16 protein-coding genes and 1 other RNA gene are annotated in these 17056 nt (G+C 69.1%); 6 read left to right on the top strand and 11 right to left on the bottom strand.

The window, feature by feature from the left end; all coding sequences use genetic code 11:
* The first annotated feature begins 52 nt into the window (after positions 1–52).
* The 6 genes from rnpB to ACIRU3_RS23165 all read left to right on the top strand — a co-directional run bounded on the left by rnpB (position 53) and on the right by ACIRU3_RS23165 (position 4589).
* An RNA gene (gene rnpB, locus ACIRU3_RS23190) (RNase P RNA component class A) lies at positions 53–458 on the top strand.
* Between the two features lie 449 nt (positions 459–907).
* Complete coding sequence (locus ACIRU3_RS23185; RefSeq protein WP_404059199.1) at positions 908–1192, top strand: hypothetical protein; 285 nt, start codon at positions 908–910, stop codon at positions 1190–1192.
* 402 nt (positions 1193–1594) lie between these two features.
* A complete protein-coding gene (locus tag ACIRU3_RS23180; protein ID WP_404059196.1) occupies positions 1595–3124 on the top strand; it encodes a S8 family serine peptidase in 1530 nt (509 codons plus the stop codon).
* A 166-nt stretch (positions 3125–3290) separates the two neighbouring features.
* The gene (locus tag ACIRU3_RS23175; RefSeq protein WP_404059193.1) at positions 3291–3563 is read left to right on the top strand and encodes a hypothetical protein; all 273 of its coding nucleotides are present in this window, start codon (positions 3291–3293) and stop codon (positions 3561–3563) included.
* Positions 3564–3599: 36 nt separating this feature from the next.
* Positions 3600–4154 (top strand): hypothetical protein, encoded by a 555-nt coding sequence (locus ACIRU3_RS23170; protein ID WP_404059191.1) that lies wholly within the window; start codon positions 3600–3602, stop codon positions 4152–4154.
* Positions 4155–4208: 54 nt separating this feature from the next.
* Entirely contained in the window at positions 4209–4589 is a 381-nt protein-coding gene (locus ACIRU3_RS23165; RefSeq protein ID WP_404059188.1) for a hypothetical protein, read from the top strand.
* Between the two features lie 674 nt (positions 4590–5263).
* On the opposite strand, the gene ACIRU3_RS23160 is transcribed toward ACIRU3_RS23165, so the two are convergent.
* From ACIRU3_RS23160 to ACIRU3_RS23110, 11 genes are all read right to left on the bottom strand, one after another.
* Entirely contained in the window at positions 5264–5887 is a 624-nt protein-coding gene (locus tag ACIRU3_RS23160) for a TetR/AcrR family transcriptional regulator (RefSeq protein ID WP_404059185.1), read from the bottom strand.
* 395 nt (positions 5888–6282) lie between these two features.
* Complete coding sequence (locus ACIRU3_RS23155) at positions 6283–7890, bottom strand: FAD-dependent monooxygenase (protein ID WP_404059183.1); 1608 nt, start codon at positions 7888–7890, stop codon at positions 6283–6285.
* Positions 7891–7945: 55 nt separating this feature from the next.
* Positions 7946–8473 (bottom strand): ACT domain-containing protein, encoded by a 528-nt coding sequence (locus tag ACIRU3_RS23150; RefSeq protein WP_404059180.1) that lies wholly within the window; start codon positions 8471–8473, stop codon positions 7946–7948.
* Positions 8473–9087, bottom strand: a complete 615-nt coding sequence (locus ACIRU3_RS23145) for an NADPH-dependent FMN reductase (protein WP_404059176.1) — start codon at positions 9085–9087, stop codon at positions 8473–8475. The genes ACIRU3_RS23150 and ACIRU3_RS23145 overlap by 1 nt, the downstream gene beginning before the upstream one ends.
* Positions 9084–10976, bottom strand: coding sequence for an FAD-dependent oxidoreductase (locus tag ACIRU3_RS23140; RefSeq protein WP_404059173.1), 1893 nt, complete (start codon positions 10974–10976; stop codon positions 9084–9086). The genes ACIRU3_RS23145 and ACIRU3_RS23140 overlap by 4 nt, the downstream gene beginning before the upstream one ends.
* Positions 10969–11934 (bottom strand): PQQ-binding-like beta-propeller repeat protein, encoded by a 966-nt coding sequence (locus ACIRU3_RS23135; protein ID WP_404059170.1) that lies wholly within the window; start codon positions 11932–11934, stop codon positions 10969–10971. Before ACIRU3_RS23135 ends, ACIRU3_RS23140 begins: the two co-directional genes overlap by 8 nt.
* Positions 11904–13181: a phenylacetate--CoA ligase family protein gene (locus ACIRU3_RS23130; RefSeq protein ID WP_404059168.1), complete on the bottom strand. Its 1278-nt coding sequence runs from the start codon at positions 13179–13181 to the stop codon at positions 11904–11906. Before ACIRU3_RS23130 ends, ACIRU3_RS23135 begins: the two co-directional genes overlap by 31 nt.
* A complete protein-coding gene (locus ACIRU3_RS23125) occupies positions 13178–13705 on the bottom strand; it encodes a hypothetical protein (RefSeq protein WP_404059166.1) in 528 nt (175 codons plus the stop codon). The genes ACIRU3_RS23130 and ACIRU3_RS23125 overlap by 4 nt, the downstream gene beginning before the upstream one ends.
* A 30-nt stretch (positions 13706–13735) precedes the next feature.
* Positions 13736–15016 carry a phenylacetate--CoA ligase family protein gene (locus ACIRU3_RS23120; RefSeq protein WP_404059163.1) on the bottom strand — a complete coding sequence of 427 codons (1281 nt, stop codon included), beginning with the start codon at positions 15014–15016 and terminating at the stop codon, positions 13736–13738.
* A complete protein-coding gene (locus ACIRU3_RS23115; RefSeq protein WP_404059161.1) occupies positions 15013–15783 on the bottom strand; it encodes an amidohydrolase family protein in 771 nt (256 codons plus the stop codon). The genes ACIRU3_RS23120 and ACIRU3_RS23115 overlap by 4 nt, the downstream gene beginning before the upstream one ends.
* On the bottom strand, positions 15773–17050 hold the full coding sequence (locus tag ACIRU3_RS23110) for a 3-dehydroquinate synthase II (protein WP_404059158.1): 1278 nt from the start codon (positions 17048–17050) through the stop codon (positions 15773–15775). Before ACIRU3_RS23110 ends, ACIRU3_RS23115 begins: the two co-directional genes overlap by 11 nt.
* Between the last annotated feature and the right edge of the window lie 6 nt (positions 17051–17056).

Below are 17056 nucleotides of genomic sequence, written 5' to 3'. Positions count from 1 at the left end.
ACCGCCGGTCCGCGCCGGCCCCCACGCCCGGTACCATGGTCGACACGGCAGACGAGCCGGGCGGACGGCCGCGTGGAGTCCCCCTAGGGGGGCTTCCCGAGGAACGTCCGGGCTCCACAGGGCAGGGTGGTGGCTAACGGCCACCCGGGGTGACCCGCGGGACAGTGCCACAGAAAGCAGACCGCCAAGGGCTTCGGCCCTCGGTAAGGGTGAAACGGTGGTGTAAGAGACCACCAGTGCCCAGGGTGACCTGGGCAGCTAGGTAAACCCCACCCGGAGCAAGGTCAAGAGGAGCGCCGTAGAAAGCGCTCTGCGCGGACGTCCGAGGGCTGCTCGCCCGAGTCCGCGGGTAGACCGCACGAGGCCGGTGGCAACACCGGCCCTAGATGGATGGCCGTCGCCGGGGGGACCGTGAGGTCCCCTCGGAACAGAACCCGGCGTACAGCCCGACTCGTCTGCCGCCACCTGCGGTTTTGCCTGAGAAAGGGCCTCTGGCCTGCGTCGGAGGCCCTTTCCGGTCCTTCGAGGGCTTGCCGCGTCAGGCGGCGGAAAGTCCCTCGGAAGTCCCTCGGGCAGCGCTGAAAGTCCCTGAAAGTCCCTGGCATACGCGCGGGGGACGCCTCTGACCTGGGGACAGATCGTAGTTCCGTCGGTCTCGGCAGGCGGCTCTGCGACCGTCCCGTGAGGCGGGACGCGATGTCCTTGCAGCGCGGCCACGAGAATGACGATCGCGGTGCCGTTGATCCTCGCCGCCTCGGCCGTGGCGGCCGGGATGGTGGGCGGCAGAACATGGGACGCCAGGTCGGCACCGGAGGGCACGCGTTGGTTGGTGGCGATGGCCATCGCATCGCTCTGAAATCGCCCCCCTCCCTCAAGTGCTTCGAGCGCTCGCAATACGGTCATGCCCGTGCGCTTCGACGACAATGAGCCCGTCTTCAAGCGGAGCAAGTGGGGGACGAACCGCTACGAGTACAACCCGCGGAACCCCCTAGGCTTCGCCTTGATCGTGGTGGCCATCGGCTTCGCCGTGGTGATGCTGCTACTGATGCACAACCAGGCAGGCCCCTTCGCGCCACCGAACCCCACTATCGCGCCGTGGAGTCCAACGCCGGACATGTCACGGTGGGTGCCACCCGAAAAGGGTTCACAGGGGCTGACTCCGTCTGAGCCGGAGCATTCCCCACGGCCGTGAGCATCTGACCGGGTGGTGGGGTGATCCCTTCAGTGGATGGTTACGCCTGTCGTTCGCCGGCCGGTTCTCCCGACCAGAGGGGTGGTGGAGCTCCTTCCGGCGCGAGGCTGATGCCGTTCCGTACCAGCCATGCGCAACACGTCCCTGGGTCCGACGGCGGACAGCGTTCCTACCCCGTTTCTGGGTGCATCAAGGACATGGATGGAGGCAGCGATGTCGCTGTGACATACGGCATGGTCACTTTCCCGTCAGTCGCGGGCTATGGGCGGCGTCAAAGTTCCGTGACCAGGCAAGATCATGACTATCGTGCCTGGGTTGCTTCTGTTACGGATGGAGATGGCAGGGGCACCACAAGCTGGTGGCTAGGTACTGCTGAGGGCTGACCGCACGGGGGAGGACTCAATGGCCGACAACACGGGGGATCCGCAGGCAACTGCGGCTGCGCTGGCATCGGCTGCCGGCGCGTTGGCCGCGTCCGGCATCGGCCCGATCGCAGGTGCCGGTGCCGTCGTGGCCCGGGAACTGCGGGTCGAGGCCGAGACTCTGACTGCCTTCAAGAACCGGGTGAACGACCTTCTGATTCGGCTGGAGAAGTCGAAGGCTGCCCCGCACAGGATCGCGGACGGCACCCTGCCGACGGGACGGTTGGGCAACTGCGACGAAGCCGACGTGCTCCACGGCACCTACAACCAGGTGCATTCCCAACTGGAGCGCCTTTCCAAGGTGCTGGCGCTGCAGATCGAGGGGCTGATGGTTACGGTCGACGCGTCGAAGAGCAACTATCACAATCTCGACGCCGACGTTCGCGATCGCCTGCACCGCCTCCGTGTCGAGGCCGACAAGCTGGCTGCCGATGAGGCCCGGCCGGAAGTAAAGGGACACGCTCACGGCGGGGCGGATGTGTCCGGCCAGGACGAACACGGCCACGGCACCGGCATGGCCGTCCTGATCGCCGGAACAGGCGCCCGTGGCGCCGCCAACGGGTCCTACGGCCTGGCTCCGGGAGCGAAGATCATGCCGATCCGTATCCCGGACTTCATCGAGCAAAGCCGCGCCGATGGCAATCCGGATGACTACCCCACGTACACGGCCAAGGCCATCCGGTTCGCGGCCGATGCGGATGCCCAGGTCATCAACGTCTCGCAGGCGAGTACCGCACACTCCCAGGAGCTGACTGATGCTGTCGCCTACGCGCTCTCCGAGGGCAAGCTGATCTTCGCTGGTGTGGGCAATGATGGTGCTGCGCTCAACCAGGCGGAGTACCCAGCGACTACACCTGGTGTGGTGGGTGTCGGAGCGATCGGCAGAAGCGCCAAGGCAACCCAGGAGTCCGAGCACGGCCCGCAGGTCGATCTGGTCGCCCCTGGCGAGGACATGGTTGCCGCGTGCATCGGCGGCACGGAACTGTGCAAGACACATGGCACCAGCGACGCCACGGCGATCGCCTCCGCCTCCGCCGCCCTGATCTGGTCCAAGCACCCGAACTGGACCAACAACCAGGTCCTGAGGGTCATGCTCAACACCGCGAGCAAGCCGCCGAGCGGCAAGAAGCGCACCGACTACCTCGGCTACGGCGCCGTCCGCCCCCGCATCGCGCTGACCGACCCCGGCGACCCCGGCCCGGCCGACGTCTACCCGCTGCCCGACTTCAAGCAAGCGGCATCCAAGGCATCCAACGGGTCGGCCACGGCCTCGGCGAAGGACGGCAGCAGCCCATCGCCAGCATCATCCGCATCTACGGGCGACGGCTCTGCACTGCCATGGATTCTCGGAGGTGCCGGAGTTGTCGTGGTTGCGGGTGGGGCTCTGGCCGTCGGGGCGGTACGCAGGCGCCGACGTGCAGTAGTGGTGGCCCAGGCGCACGTAGCCATGCCGCCTGGGCCGGGGCAGGCGCCGTGGTACGGAGACAGCAACTACGGGGGGAGGTCCTGAGGTGGTGTGGGACGAGTGGGAGCAGCTGAAGGCCGACGCGCTGGCCCGTCGGCAGAATGGGATGCGGCTGGACAGCGCTGCGGGCGCGGGAGGAAGCGGCGCCGCGGGGCCCCTGATCTCATGACGAACAAAGCGGGGAACGACACCGCCGTCAAGGCCCTGCAGGATGAGATACCGCGAGACACGGACAGGGCAAGGCGGTCACGCCGACGATTCCTCAGCCACGGCCGCGCGCGAGTTCAGCGGCTGGCAGACCGGCTCTGGTCTCAAGGACGCCCACGCGGAATGGGAGTTGCAGGTCAAGAACCTGAAGGGGCGCCTGGGGCAGGACAAGGCGGCGCTCGAAGGCAGCCATCAGCATCTCCAGTACGTCGACTACGACGTCGGCAGCCGGACGGGGCAAATCAATGCCGGTCCCCACCAGGGGGGCGAGATCTAGGAAATCGGGGAAACGGGGGCGAGGGGTAGGACGGGCATGCCCAGCTATTGGAATTCGCTGATGATGAAAGCGTGGCGCGCTGCGCAATTGGCCTTTTGCGGAGCTGTTGTACTCACGGCGGCGGGTTGCGGTGAAGTGCAACCTGGAATGCCGGCTGATTTCTGTCATGTCGACATTGATAATTCGGTCCTGGCGCCGCTAGTTCCGAATGGAGACAGCCTGGAGCAGAAATACACGCCCTTCGAGTCGAACCCCGGCGCACAGTGTGACCTGAGCGTGGACGGTCGTGGTGTCCTGTCCGTCGCCGTGAGGCGATGGGATCGGGCGCCAGACCCGACAGACTGGGACAAAGCTGGGTCGCCGTACAAGTATGCTGCCCAGCGAAAAGTCACATTCCCGGGACATGCATCGATCGGAAGTAGCCGTGCCGTGGTCGAGGCGACGTGTAACACCAGGAACGCGCACGTGTCCGTCGTGGTGGACTTCTGGGGCGATCGCGTCGAGAATAATCCCACCGGCTACAAGAAACTCCAACGATTCGTCAACGACTTCGTCCCTCGCGAAACCAAGAAGTTCCACTGCACCAATTAGGCGGCATGGGATGAAGTCCAGCACGACCATGCTGACGAGCAAGGAGAGAGAGCCGTGAATGAGCGAAGCCAGGCGCCACCGCCACTTGGAAAATCGCGCGACGAGCAATGCCTGCGAGATGCCGACCGAATAGATAAGTGGTCGATTGCGTGGGCGCTCGTGGCGATTAGCATGTGGTGTTGGTTTCTCTACCTACTCCTTTTCGGGTACGAGGCCGGCGGAGTCGAGTGTCGAGCGCCACTGTTCCATGCCGCCCAGGATTACAGCCCCTGCGACAGCGGCATGCGCCAGTGGCCCGTGCTTCTTGGCGTGCTCGCACTGGCGTTGATTCCGACTGTCATCGCCGCGATCACGGCACTGTACGCAAAGCTCCTTTACCGTATCGCCGGTTCGCTTAAGCAGAACGCAAATTCCTCTGCGGGATCGCCTCTGTGAACTCCCGGGCGACTGCTTGAACCTGGACCGACCGCGCGACGGTCGGTCGTGACTACGTCTGCGCGAGCCTGGGCGGCGAGGCGGTCGCCGAGGTTGATGCAGGCGCGGGTGTGGGTGACATGGAGCGCGCCTGCACGGTCCGCAACGGCCGTGTAGGCGCGTTCGTGGCGTATCCGGGGCACGGCCGCCGTACCCTGCCGACAACGGCACCGGCCCAAGGAGGCAGGCGTGGAACTGGCGGACGACCTGGGCGTCGGCGAGCGAAAGAGGTGCTGCCGGAGTCGCGCGGCATGTCGCGGGCCACGCTCGCCCGGCTCTGTACTCCGACCCGGCGTTCACGCTCCGGACGTACACGCACACATGCCGCAGGCCGGCGCGCGGGGACTGTCCGCGATCGAGACGTGGTTCACGGACCTCGGCTGAAAGTCCCTGAGAAGTCCCAGAGGGCTGGGACAGTCGCCGGATGTCCGTAAACATTCAGGTCAGAGCCTGATCGCTTCCTGAGCGGAACAGAACCCGGCGTACAGCCCGACTCGTCTGCCGCCAGGGGCCCGGACCAGCGAAAGTGCTGGCAGGTGCCCTTTTCTGGATTGCGGGGAGCTTCGCCCGAACCGGCGGCCGGCGGCCTTCGGACGGCGCCTGCGGACTTCACGGGCGGCGGGCCCGGGGAGGGGTCAGGCGGGTCCCTCCTCGACCAGGAGCGACGCCAGTACGAATTCCACGAACCGTTCCGCGTAGGGGCACTCCCTGCCGGGTCGGGGGCGGAGCACGTCGGAGGGAGTGAGCCGGGTCGCCATGGCGTGGTTCATGGAGCCTCCGCAGAGGACGTCGAGGAGATGCGTCGCCGATGTCTGCTTCGGCAGTTCCCCGCGCTCGATGCCGCGCCGCACGATGGTGCGGACGGCACGGATCTGATCCCGCGTCACCTCTGCGTAGCGTTGCGCCAGTCCCGGGATGAGTTCCGCCTCGATCCCCAGGCGCAGGGCGGCACGGCCGTGCTCGCCCCCGTACAGCTCAAGGAGCTGACGGACCAGCTGGACGAGGTCGCCGCGTACCGAGCCGGTGTCCACGTCCGTGATGACGTCGAGGCGGGTCGCCAGTGCTTCGGCCAGCAGCGCCTCCTTGCTGCTCCAGCGCCGATAGACCGACGCCTTGCCCACTCCCGCCCGACGCGCGACGGCCTCGACGCTGAACGACGACCAGCCCTCCTGGCCGAAGATCTCGACGGCGGCGTCGGCGATCCTGCGGTCGAGGTCGGGGTCGCGCGGGCGGCCGGAGCCTGTCCCGGCGATTATCATGCGCACATCACTCCTCTGTGTGGTGCCCATCGGTCGGGACAGCCGGTACTTCACCGTTCGCGAGATCACCGGCATGGTCGGCAGCCTTCCGGGCCGCACGGACAGCCGGACACCACCCCGACCCCTGGGTGCGCCCGAGCCCGGGCCGCGCGGCCGACGTACTGCCTCCCCGGACGCCCGTGCCGGGCCGCCGCGTATGAGTGCCGCCTCTGCGGGCTCGCCGTCCGGACGAGGCGATCGCGTGAGCACCGGTCGAGCGGCCGCCTGTGCTCGCGGCGCTCCCGCTCCCGTTCGGTCGGATGCCGCGTCGGCCGGAAGCCCCGCTTTCCGCCGTCCTCGACGTTCTCCTTCCGTACGGAGTCCGCGATGACGGCCGTGCCGGGTGGCCGCGGCGGTCAGGCCGTCGGCAGGTGGGTCGCCCCGGCGGGGCCGGAGGGCGTTCGCGGCCCGCGATGCCGGGCCAGGGCCTCGGCGAGCCGGCCGGCCGCGTCCGGACCTGCCTCCTTCGCCCGCCATCCGATGAATCCGTCCGGACGGACGAGCACGGCACCGTCCGCCTCCATGCGGTAGGCGTCCGGGAACGCCTTGTGCGGGTCCTGAAGGCCGGCGTACCCGATGCGGTGGGCCGCCAGGGACACCCTGGGGTCGGCCGCCGTGACCTTCGCGGCGGCCGTGATCCATTCGCCCCCGCCCGGACCGGTGAGGAGGGTGAAGCCCTCCCCGAACAGATCCAGGGTGGACAGCGGCACCCCGCCACGCCGCAACACGACGTGCGGGGCCCGGGTGCCGGGGCGGGCGCTCGGACGAAAGGGATCCTCGGCGATCCCGGGTGGTGTGCCGGGGCCCTCGGCCGGCCCCGGGTAGCAGTAGCCGAGCTGCACCGTCGCCCGGTCCACCGCCTTCGGGTCCTGCCTCATCCGGGCCAGGGTCTGCTCCATGGTGAAGTCCGCCACCGGCCGCCGCTCGGAGTCGTACGAGTCGAGCAGCCTCTCGTCCGCCCCTTCGCGCAGCACCGCGGCGAGCTTCCAGGCGATGTTGTGCGCGTCCTGGATGCCGGTGTTGCCCCCGAAGCCGCCCGCCGGTGGCATGGCGTGCGCCGAGTCCCCGACCAGGAACACCCTGCCCTCGCGGAACCGATCGGTGACCAGCGCCGCGCTCTCCCACGCCATGGCGCTGTGCACCTCGACGTCCAGGTCGGGCAGGTCGGCGGCGATCCGGGCCAGCCGCCGGGTCCGTTCACGCAGTGCCACGGGACTGTCGTCCGCCTCGTCGTAGGGGAATCCGAGCTGCCACAGCCGGGAGTCGCTGGTGCCCCGCGCGAAGAGGAAGGCACCCGCCCTCTTGACGATCACAGCCATGGCCCGGCGCCCGCGCAGTACGGGGGACAGATCGGCGTCGAAGATCGCGCTGACCGAACGGCCCATCGCCCCCGGACCGTGACGGCCGATGCCGAGCCGCTCCCGGACCGGGCTGCGGATACCGTCCGCCGCCAGAAGGTAGGCGCACCGCACGGTTCTGGTCTCGCCGGTGTCCTTGTCGCGGACAGTGGCCGTGACCCCGTCGGCGTCCTGGTCGAACCCGGTCAGCGCGGTGCCGAACCGGATGTCCGCGCCGAGTTCCCTGGCGCGATCGAGCAGCAGCGGCTCCAGCAGCTGCTGGTCGCACAGCCGCATGCCCGTGGGACTGATGGCCAGGGTCTCGTCCTGGTGGTCCCCGGTCGGCTGGTAGTGCTCGTCGGACAGCGTGTCCACCACGACAAACCCGATGGGCCCGGGATCGCCGGCCTCCCGGACCTGTTGCTCCAGGCCCACGGAGCGGAACAGCTCCATCGAGCGGGCCGTCACCAGGCGGGCCCGCGGATGGACGGAGGTGCCCGGGTGCTGTTCCACCAGGAGACAGTCGACACCGTGAGCGGCGAGGAAGAGGGCGGACGACAGGCCGCTGAGACTGCCGCCGACTACAAGAACGGACACATGTGAGGTACCGCTGTGGGTGTCGGGCATGTGCGGGTCCTCCACCGGGTGGCCGAATGGTCTGATCAGGCTTCCGTCGGTCCGATCAGGCTTCGGTCAGACGATAACCGCTCTGTCTGGACAACGAGTTGATGTGATCCCGGCCAAGGCCGAAACTCATCGCGAGTGCTCGGGCCGCCCTGGCCGCCTCCTGTCGCCGGGTCACCGCCGTGATGCGTGTGTCGGTGGCGGACACGAGCTCGACCGGGATTCCTCCCCGGGAGAAGGACTCGAAGAACTGAGCGATGATCCGCGTGCGCGCCCGCAGGGCCGCGCCCGACAACGCCACGGTTCCGATCTCGGTGTCGTGGCCCAGGTGGGTGTAGCCGATGGCGGGACGCGCCCTGCCGAGGGCGGCCACCGCCGTGCGGACGTCCTGATCGGCGACGACCAGGGTGACCTCGTGGAGTCCCGGCGCCGGACAGACGGTCTGTACGAGGTCGGGCTGGATCCCGGCATTCGCGACGCAGCGGAAGATCGCCGCCATGGCCCCGGGCCGGTCCAGCACGCCGGCCATGGTGATCTTCGCTGTCTCCGTGTCGTAACAGGTGCTCAGGACTATCGGGTGTTCCATCACCCCACCGCCCGGCCGGCGATGGTCGGCACCGGTGCCCGGGCGGGCCGGCGAATCCTTGCGAACTCGAACAGCTCGGTGCCGAGAGTCTCCAGCCGGCCGACGACCGTGTCGCTCAACCCGGCCTCGCCCGGCTGATCGCCCCGTCGGTCCTCCGGTCCGACGACGACCCCGAGGGGCGCGGGCCAGCCGCGCAGGGCGTGCACGGTCTCGCGCAGGCTGCGCAAGGTGGCGGCGGCACCCTGCGCGCCCCCGCCGACACCGATGCAGCCGACGGCCCGCTGCGTCAGATAGGGGCGCGGGTCGCCGCGCAGGCCCTCGAGGTAGTCCATGGCGTTCTTGACGAGCCCGGAGACCCCGCCGTGGTAGGAGGGGGAGGCGATCAGCACGGCGTCGGCCGCGGCCACCGCGTCCAGCATCCGGGTGACCGTCGGCGGGCGGACGCCGGCCGACGGATCGTAGAGCGGCAGCCGCAGCCGCTCACCGGTGAAGAACTCCACCTCGGCGCCGCGCGCCTGCGCGGCCGAGGCCGCGCACCGCAGCGCGGCCTCGGTGGCGGAGGCGCCTGCGGGCGCGCCGATGCTGCCGCCGATCGCCACCATGAACACGGTCATGACTTGATCCCGACCGCGAGACCGTCCCCGAGCGGGATCAGCGTGGTGAACAGCGAGGGCTCGGCCAGCATCTCGTCGAGCATCTCGCCCACCCCACGTCCCATGGCGTCCTCGCCGTAGCCGTTCAGGCAGGCGCCGCTCCAGAACACGTTGTCGGCGATGAAGAGCCCGCCCGTGCGCAGCCGCGGCTGCGCCTCGCGGAGCACCGTGGGGTACAGCCTCTTGTCGATGTCGCACAGCACGAGGTCGAAGTCGCCCTCCACGGACCGGAAGCTCTCCACCGCGTCCCCGATCAGGAACTCCACCCGGTCGGCGACACCGGCCTTGTCGACGAACTCGCGGGCGCGCTCGGCGAGCGCCTCGTCGGATTCCGTGTAGTAGACCTTGCCACCGGGGCCGACGGCTCGGGCGAGCCAGATGGTGGAGAACCCGATCGCCGAACCGAACTCGAAGACGCGCCGGGACCGCGACATCTTCGCCAGCTGCCAGAGCAGCCGGCCGGACAACGGGCCGATCACCGGGACCTGATGCTGCCAGGCGTACATCCCCATCTCGGTCATGACGGGATCGTTCTTGGGGGTCATCTGCCAGGCCCAGTTGAGGATCTCGTCGTAGCGGAACCCGAAGTTGTAGATGCGGGAAGGGATCGCGGCCCCGGTCCCCGCCGCGTCCGCCGCCCCGGACGCTGCCGGTGCCGCAGTCCCCTTCCACGCCTCGGGGCCGAGTGCCATGGACCGGAACATCTGCTTCAGTCCCGCGGCCACGGCCTCGGCCGCCGGGCCGCCCGAACCGTCGGTGTCCGGAGCGGCCGCCTGGCTCTGGAACTTCGCTATGTTCTCGACCAGCGGCCTGCGCTCCTGCTCGAACTCCTTGAGCGAGGCCGCCGACAGGTCATCGGCGTCCAGGGCGCGCAGCGCGGTCCGGGCCGCGGATGCCGCGTCGTACAGCGCCAGGTTCATGTTCTGCCCGCCGAAGGTGGTCAGACTGTGCGCGGTGCTGCCGATGAGCATCACGCCGTCGGTGACCCAGGTGTCGGCGATGTGACCGGGAAAGGCGTGGTGGCGTACGTCCGTCCAGTCCCGGATGCCCGCGAGCGAGGGTTCGAGCCGCGGCTCGACCGAGAGGATCCGCTCCCGCAGCGCGTCGATGCCCGCGCTCCGGACCTCGTCGAAGGAGTTGCTGCGGATACCCCACAGGAGGCTCAGTTCGTCGGGGGAGTAGGCGGCGAGGCCCAGGTAACGGTTGCCGTCCGAGCGGTAGTTGCTCAGCACGGAGGGCCAGTCCTCCGGACGCGGCACCAGGAAGGTGATCGCCTCGTAGTCCCAGGTCGTCGGCTGGACGGAGATCCCGGCGAGGGTGCGGGTCGGTGAACCCTCACCGTCCGCCGCCACGACGAGCCGGCACTCCACGACACGCTCGCCGTCGACGCCGTCCGCGGTGAACGCCACACCGCTCAGCGTGCCGTAGGCGTCCTTGAGCAGCGTGCGTACCGTGGCTCCGTCGAAGAGGTGGAAGGAGGGATGCCGCTCCAACTCGTCGAGGAACGCCTGCTGCATCGTGCGGTAGGGCACACCCAGACCGTAGGGGTAGGGGCTGTCGCCCAGCTCCGTGTACCGCAGTGCCGCGATCGATTCCCCGTTGACGTAGTAGTCGTATCCGTCGAGCTTGTGCGTGGCCGCCTCGATCGTCTCCCTGACACCGAGCGCGTCGAGCGCCTTGATGGCACCGGGCTGGATCAGCATGGTCTGCCGCTTGCTCGTGCGTTCCGTCTCGCGGTCGACGACGGCGACCTCACGGCCCGCGTCGATGAGGGCCTTGGCCAGGGCCAGTCCGTGCGGTCCGGCGCCGATGACACAGACGTCCACCTTGGCCGCGATGTAGTCAGACATGTGCGTGGTTCCTCACGTGTGGTGTGTGACGCAGGAAGTACAGCCGTCCGTCGGCCGAGCCGGCGGCGAGATCGGATCCCGCGCGGGCGGCTGCCAGAACGGTGTGTCCGGCGCGGTGGCGGCCGAGTTCCCGCCCGTCGTGATCGAGGAGGTAGAGGTGGTGGTCGGCCGAGGCCACGGCGATGGTGCTGTCGTCCGCGGCCGTGCTCTTGACCCAGGACCCGGTGGTGAACCGCCAGATCTGGGTGAGCCGGTCCGAGTAGGCGCGCAGAGAGCCGTCGACGCAGGCCACCAAGGTGCCCGTCCCGAAGCCCGTCACCTGGCGCACGGCAGGGGTGGCCACCCGGTCGACGAGGGTGCCGTGGTCGTCCAGGGCCAGCAGCGCGCCCTCGGCGGTGCCGGCCACGAATCCCTCGCTCACGGCCGCGCACCCGTACACCGGCAGGTCCTGCGTACAGCGCCACAGCACCTCGCCGGAGCTCGCCGAACGGCAGGTCACCGAGCCTTCCATGCTGGAGGTGACGACCAGCCCCCGGGCGGCCGCGATGCTCCAGGCGGAGTCGCCGTCCTGTCGCCAGCGGATGTCCAGGCCGGCATCGAGCAGGGCCACCGATCCGTTGCGGCCGACGGCCAGCCAGCCGTCCTGGTGCCGCCCGAGCCGCCAGCCTCCGACACCGGACCGTCGATCGAGAACCGTGCCGGTGGCGCCGACGAGTGCAAGATCGCCGGATTCCAGGGACAGCAGCCAGCCGTCGGGGTGCCGCGCCAGGTCGGAGACGGGGCAGCCGAGACGCACCCGGGAGTCGGGCTCGTCCGTGCCCCACAGGCCCAGGGCCACTTCCCCGTCCGCCGTGGCGGCGGCTGTTCGCCGGCCCTCCAGCAGCGCGGCCGTGACCCAGTTCCCGAGGTCCCAGCTTCCGTGGCCGGTCAGCTCCGAACGATGTGTGTCAGTTTCCAATTCTTGAAGCCCCCGCCCCGCTTGGTCAGTTCGTTGAAGTCGAAGGTCAGCTCCACGTCCATCGGCAGGCCGCGGGAACGGAGTCCCTCCCGGGCCTCCCGGCCGATGCGAGCGCACTCCGCGTCGCTCTGGTGATCGCGGTCGACCTCCAGGCAGAGCACGGCGCGGCCGTCGTCCTCGACCCGGATGCAGTACCCGAGCAGCCCGCGGACGGCGAACACGAGCTCTTCCACCTGGTAGGGCCGCACCGAGGTGCCCGCGACGACGAGTTCGTCGGAAACCCGGCCGAGGACGCGCACCACCGGCAGATCGAGTCCGCACGGGCAGCCGTCCGGCTCGCGCCGTACGAGGTCGCCGGTGCGGTAGCGCAACAGCGGCCGGGCGTCCGCGGTGAGTGTGGTGACGACCAGCTCCGCGTCGCCGCTGTCCGTGGACCTTCCGGTCTCCGGGTCGAGCCACTCGAAGTGGTACATGTGCTCCAGCAGATGCATGCGCTTCTCGGGGCACGAGGTGCAGCAGGTGCCGAGTTCGGAGGACCCGTAGGAGTTGATGTAGACCTCGGCGCCCCAGATGCGTTCCAGCATGGCGCGCATGGGCTCGGTGAGCAGTTCTCCCAGCAGCAGGATCTTCGTGATGCCGAATTCCTTCGGTTCCAGTCCGCGGTCCTTGAGTTCGGAGTAGAGGTGGAGGCACAGGCCCGGTGTGGTCAGGACGGTGGTGATGCCCGTCTGGCCGCAGATCCGGATGATCTGGTCCCAGCCGGACACACCGCGGGTGAAGGGGAACGCGCGGACGCTGAAGACCTCCATGGCCTCCAGCCCGTAGACCATCGCGTCTGCGACCGGGGCGATGTCGGAGGGGACCATCAGGATCGCCTTGTCGGACCGCGGCCGAAGGATGCGGCGCCAGTTCAGGAGCAGTCCCTGGGTGTTGGACTCGATGTCCTGCCTGGTCTTGGGCGTGGGAGTCGGTGTGCCGGTGGTGCCGGAGGATTCGTAGTAGCGCGTGGTGTGCTCCAGCGGCACGGACAGGATGCGCAGGCCCGCCTCGCGGAGTGCGTCCTTGTCCGTGAAGGGGAGCGTGGCCAGCACGTCGAAGTCGGCGCCGCTCAGCCGGGAGGGCTCCAGACCGGACAGGACGGGCGCGTAGAAGGGGGAGTTCGCCGCCTTCCGCAGTGTGGTGCGCAGGAGTTCGAGCCGGTCGGCCGCGGGCGGTGAGACGGTCGTCGGCCGGACGGACGTGGTCATGCCTCCTCCGCGTTCCGGGTGAACGTCCAGGAGCAGCCGCCCGACTTGAGCGTGCAGGACGCGGTCAGGCCCTGCTTGGAGGCGATCGCCGACTGGAGCTTGGTGCAGTACTCGCGACACGGGTCATCGAAGGTGAGTTCGATTCCAAGTCGGGCGGCCCCACGCCGGTAGGAGAGGATCCCGCAGTTGTCGATGTCCACCTCCGACCGCTCGGTGCTCTTCTCCCGCACCGTGACGTCCGATCCCCAGCAGGCGCCGAGAATGCGCGCCAGGTTCTCGGTGAACGGCACCGCTCCCTCGGTCTTGTACCGGTCCGACTGCTTGGCGGTGGCCTCGGCGGAGAAGTCGATCCACTCGTCGATGGCGCCGTAGCCGTAGTTGGACACCATGTACCGCTCCATGCCGGCCTGGGCACGGAAGTACATCGCCTTCCACATCTCGGCCTTGGCCTCGGCGGGCATCCCCGTCAGTTCCGTGGTCCCCGCGTCGCCGTTGCCGGCTGCGTTGCCTTCGTTGTGTTCCACGTCAATCCTTCCTGGCCTGGTGACAGGTGGTCATCGGGAGCCGGTGTATTCCAGGCCGCGCCCCTCGGCCCGGCCGGTGTGCAGGTAGACCGGCTTGAACATCGCTTCCTGCTCGGCGCGGCGATCGAGGGTCATCTGGGTGCCGGGCGCCACGATCCGGATCTCGGCCCGGAGCCCCAGCCGTTCGGCCAGCGCCTCTCCGACCGCGTCGGCGCGGCTCGCCACCTCGGCCGTCCCCGAGTCGGTGCTCTCCAGGCTCAGCTCCAGCCGGTCCCCGTCCACCGAGCCCGTCCAGAAGACGGGCTCGCAACCGAGCAGCGGACCGTAGACGGTGTCCTCCACGTCGATCGGAAAGAGATCGCGCTCCCCGACCCGGAACAGGTCGGCCGCGCGGCCGTGCACGCGCACCTGGGGGCGCGCCGACCCGCAGGGGCACGAGGCGTCCGACACCGTGACGATGTCACCCATGCGGTAGCGCACGATGGGCATGGCCCGGCGGTGGTAGGAGGTGACCACCAGTTCGCCCGTGCCGCGCTGTGCACAGGTGCCGCGGGCCGCGTCGTACACCTCGAAGCGGAACCGGTCGGACCACAGATGCATGGTGCCGAAGGCACACGCCCCGCCGAGCGACGTCGTCTCCGTGGAGCCGTAGTCCGGGAAGAGCCTGATCGACCAGAGCTCTTCCAGGAACCGCCTCTTGGCGTCGCTGAGCATCTCCCCGTTCACGACGGCGGCGCGCAGCGCGGGGAAATCGGTGGCAGGCGTCAAGCCCTCGGACAGCGCCCTGCGCGCGAACAGCATCAGCTCGATCGGCATGCAGTACGCCACGCTCGCCCGGTAGTCGCGCAGCAGCCGCAGGACACGGCTGTATGGCATCAGCTCGGTCCGGTTGCCCGCGGGAATGACGGCGGCCCCGGCCCGCTGCGCAGCCCCGTGCATCTGGTGGGCGGTGGACAGCATCGAGTACGGCGTCTTCACCAGGACCACGTCCTCGGCGCCCAGGCCGACGCCGTTGAGCAGCATCCGGTCCAGCCACTCGTCGATGTCCTCCGCGGTGAAGAACGACGACGTCGGCTGCCCGGTCGTACCGCTCGACTCGTGCACCACCGCCACGTCGCGCCAGTCGACGGCCAGCAGTCCGTCCGGATAGCCGCGGCGCAGGTCGTCCTTGGTCATGAACGGCAGACGTTCGAAGACCTCGCTCGACCACGGTTCGGGCACCGTTCCGGCGGCCGACCACTTCTCGTGGAGATACGGCGAGTGGCGGAAGGCACGCGTGACGATCTCCCGCAGCTGCTCGGACTCGCTCATTGCCCTGCTCCCCTCGTGACGCGACGGATGTTCCCTCCGAGGACGGCCGGCAGTGCGGCGTCCGGCACTGCCAGGGCGAGCTTGGTGAGCTCCACTCGCGGGTGCTGAATGGGGAACTCCGAGCCGAACACCACCCGTTCGGGGCCGAGGACGGTGATCGCCTCTCTGATGACGTGGTCGAATCCGCCCGAGGTCTCGAACAGCACGTTCTGGGCGCTCCGGATCTCGTGCGCGGCCAGCAGGTCGAAGTTGCCCCGGCCGGCGTGTCCCAGGAGGAAGTCCACCTCGGGGTTCCGCCGCGCCAGCCGGGCGTACTGCTCGACCGACAGGTGGCCGTTGCCGATGCAGTGCGCGTACACGGGAAGGGACTCGGCCCTCGCGATGTCGACGTACGACTGGACCCGGGGATCGAGGTGGCCCACGCCGTGCACTCCGGGAGCGAACTTGATGCCCGCGCAGCCGCGGATCAGTTCCAGGTCGGTCTCGTCGGCCGCACGGCGGGTGTTGGCGAAGTAGAACACCTCGAGGCGGTTCTCGCCCTTCACGGCGTCCAGCAGGTCGGCGTTGTCGGCGTCGACGTCCCGGCCCGGACCCTCCGTGAGGATCGTGCGCGACAACTCCTCCGGCGGGACGACACCGCCCGCGACCAGGAAGGCCGCCGAGAGTCCGGTGTCCTCCATGGTCGCCAGCAGGCGGGGCACGAGTGCGCGATTGGCATGGGCGTGGGCGTCGGTCACATCGATGCCGGCCCAGGGGTCACTGTTCAATGATCAGCTCATCCACTTTGACGCCGACGTGGCGGCCCGGATCCGTGGTGTAGCCGTACAGCCGGTCCCCGGGCTTCAGTTCGGTGATGTTCCTGGGGCGGGAGTCGGTGCCGAAGACCCGGACGTGCCAGTCCTCCTGCATGATCGTGGTCACGAGGGTGCCGTCGGGCGCCTGGGCCTTGATCTGCAGCATGGGCCGCCGCTCGATCTTGACCCGGCCGACGGTGACCGGCCGGGCGGTGCCGTCGGTCTTCACCGCGAGCACCTCCATGCCGGCCCGCAGGTCGGACAGGTACCAGGTGCGGTTGCCCGGGGCCAGAACGTACATCTGCAGACTGCCGGCGTTGACCCGGAACGGCCGGGTCGGCATGTACGGCAGCGGGTGGGTCTCGCTGGTCGCGAGGATTCCCCCGCTGGAGAAGCATCCGAGCAGTACGCCCTCGTCCAGCCCCAGGTACGAAGTGAAGTCGAGGCAGGCGCGGTCCCCCATGCCGACGTGCCTGGTCTCCAGCACCGTCAGCTCGGACAGCTCCTGGCCGTGGATGCGCTCGGCCGCGACGACGACCTCACCGAGGGCGTAGACCGCGCTCAGATCGGTCACCTGTGTCATCACGCCGTTGGCGCCGATCTCCAGCACGCCGAACACCACGTTGGCCTCGACGCTGTCGCGGACGCCCATGACGACGTCGGTGCCATGGTTCTGCGCGTCCGCGAGGACGATCTCCAGCGGAATCTTGGTGTCGTCCTTGAACGTCACCAGCAGCAGGGGCACCGCCCGGGTCATCTCGACAGCCAGGTCCAGCGAGGCCGGGTCGACGACGTCGACCGACGCGCCCACGCTGATGCCGATGCGCGCCTTGTTCTCCGTGAACCAGTTGCTTCCCACGACGTCCGCGTCGAGGACGAGCACGTCGTAGTCCTCGCGGATCCGGGCGAGCTTGTCCTCGGACGGGACACCGGAGAGGATCTTGACCTTCCGCAAGCCGTCCGGCACCCGGCCCAGCTGGTCCTCGTCCACGACCACCGCGGCGCCCGGGTGCACCCGCAGCACGGCGTCGTACAGCTCGTCGAGGCCCGGGCGGTCCCCCGCCCGGCGGAAGTCGTGCCAGGTGTAACGCCTGGCGGAAAATGCCGCCTTGTCCGTGGCCGGGTCCGCGTCCTTGGGGGACGCGGCGCGCTTGGCGGTCGTGTCCGCCGCGGGCGGCGGCTGCTTGCCGCCGGCACCGCCGGACTTGGTCTTGGACTTGGTGTCGAGTACGTCAGTCATCTCGGG

The sequence above is a fragment of the Streptomyces sp. NPDC101151 genome (genome assembly GCF_044768335.1).
GTDB lineage: Bacteria > Actinomycetota > Actinomycetes > Streptomycetales > Streptomycetaceae > Streptomyces.
This window is presented reverse-complemented; position numbering and strand designations above follow the sequence as displayed.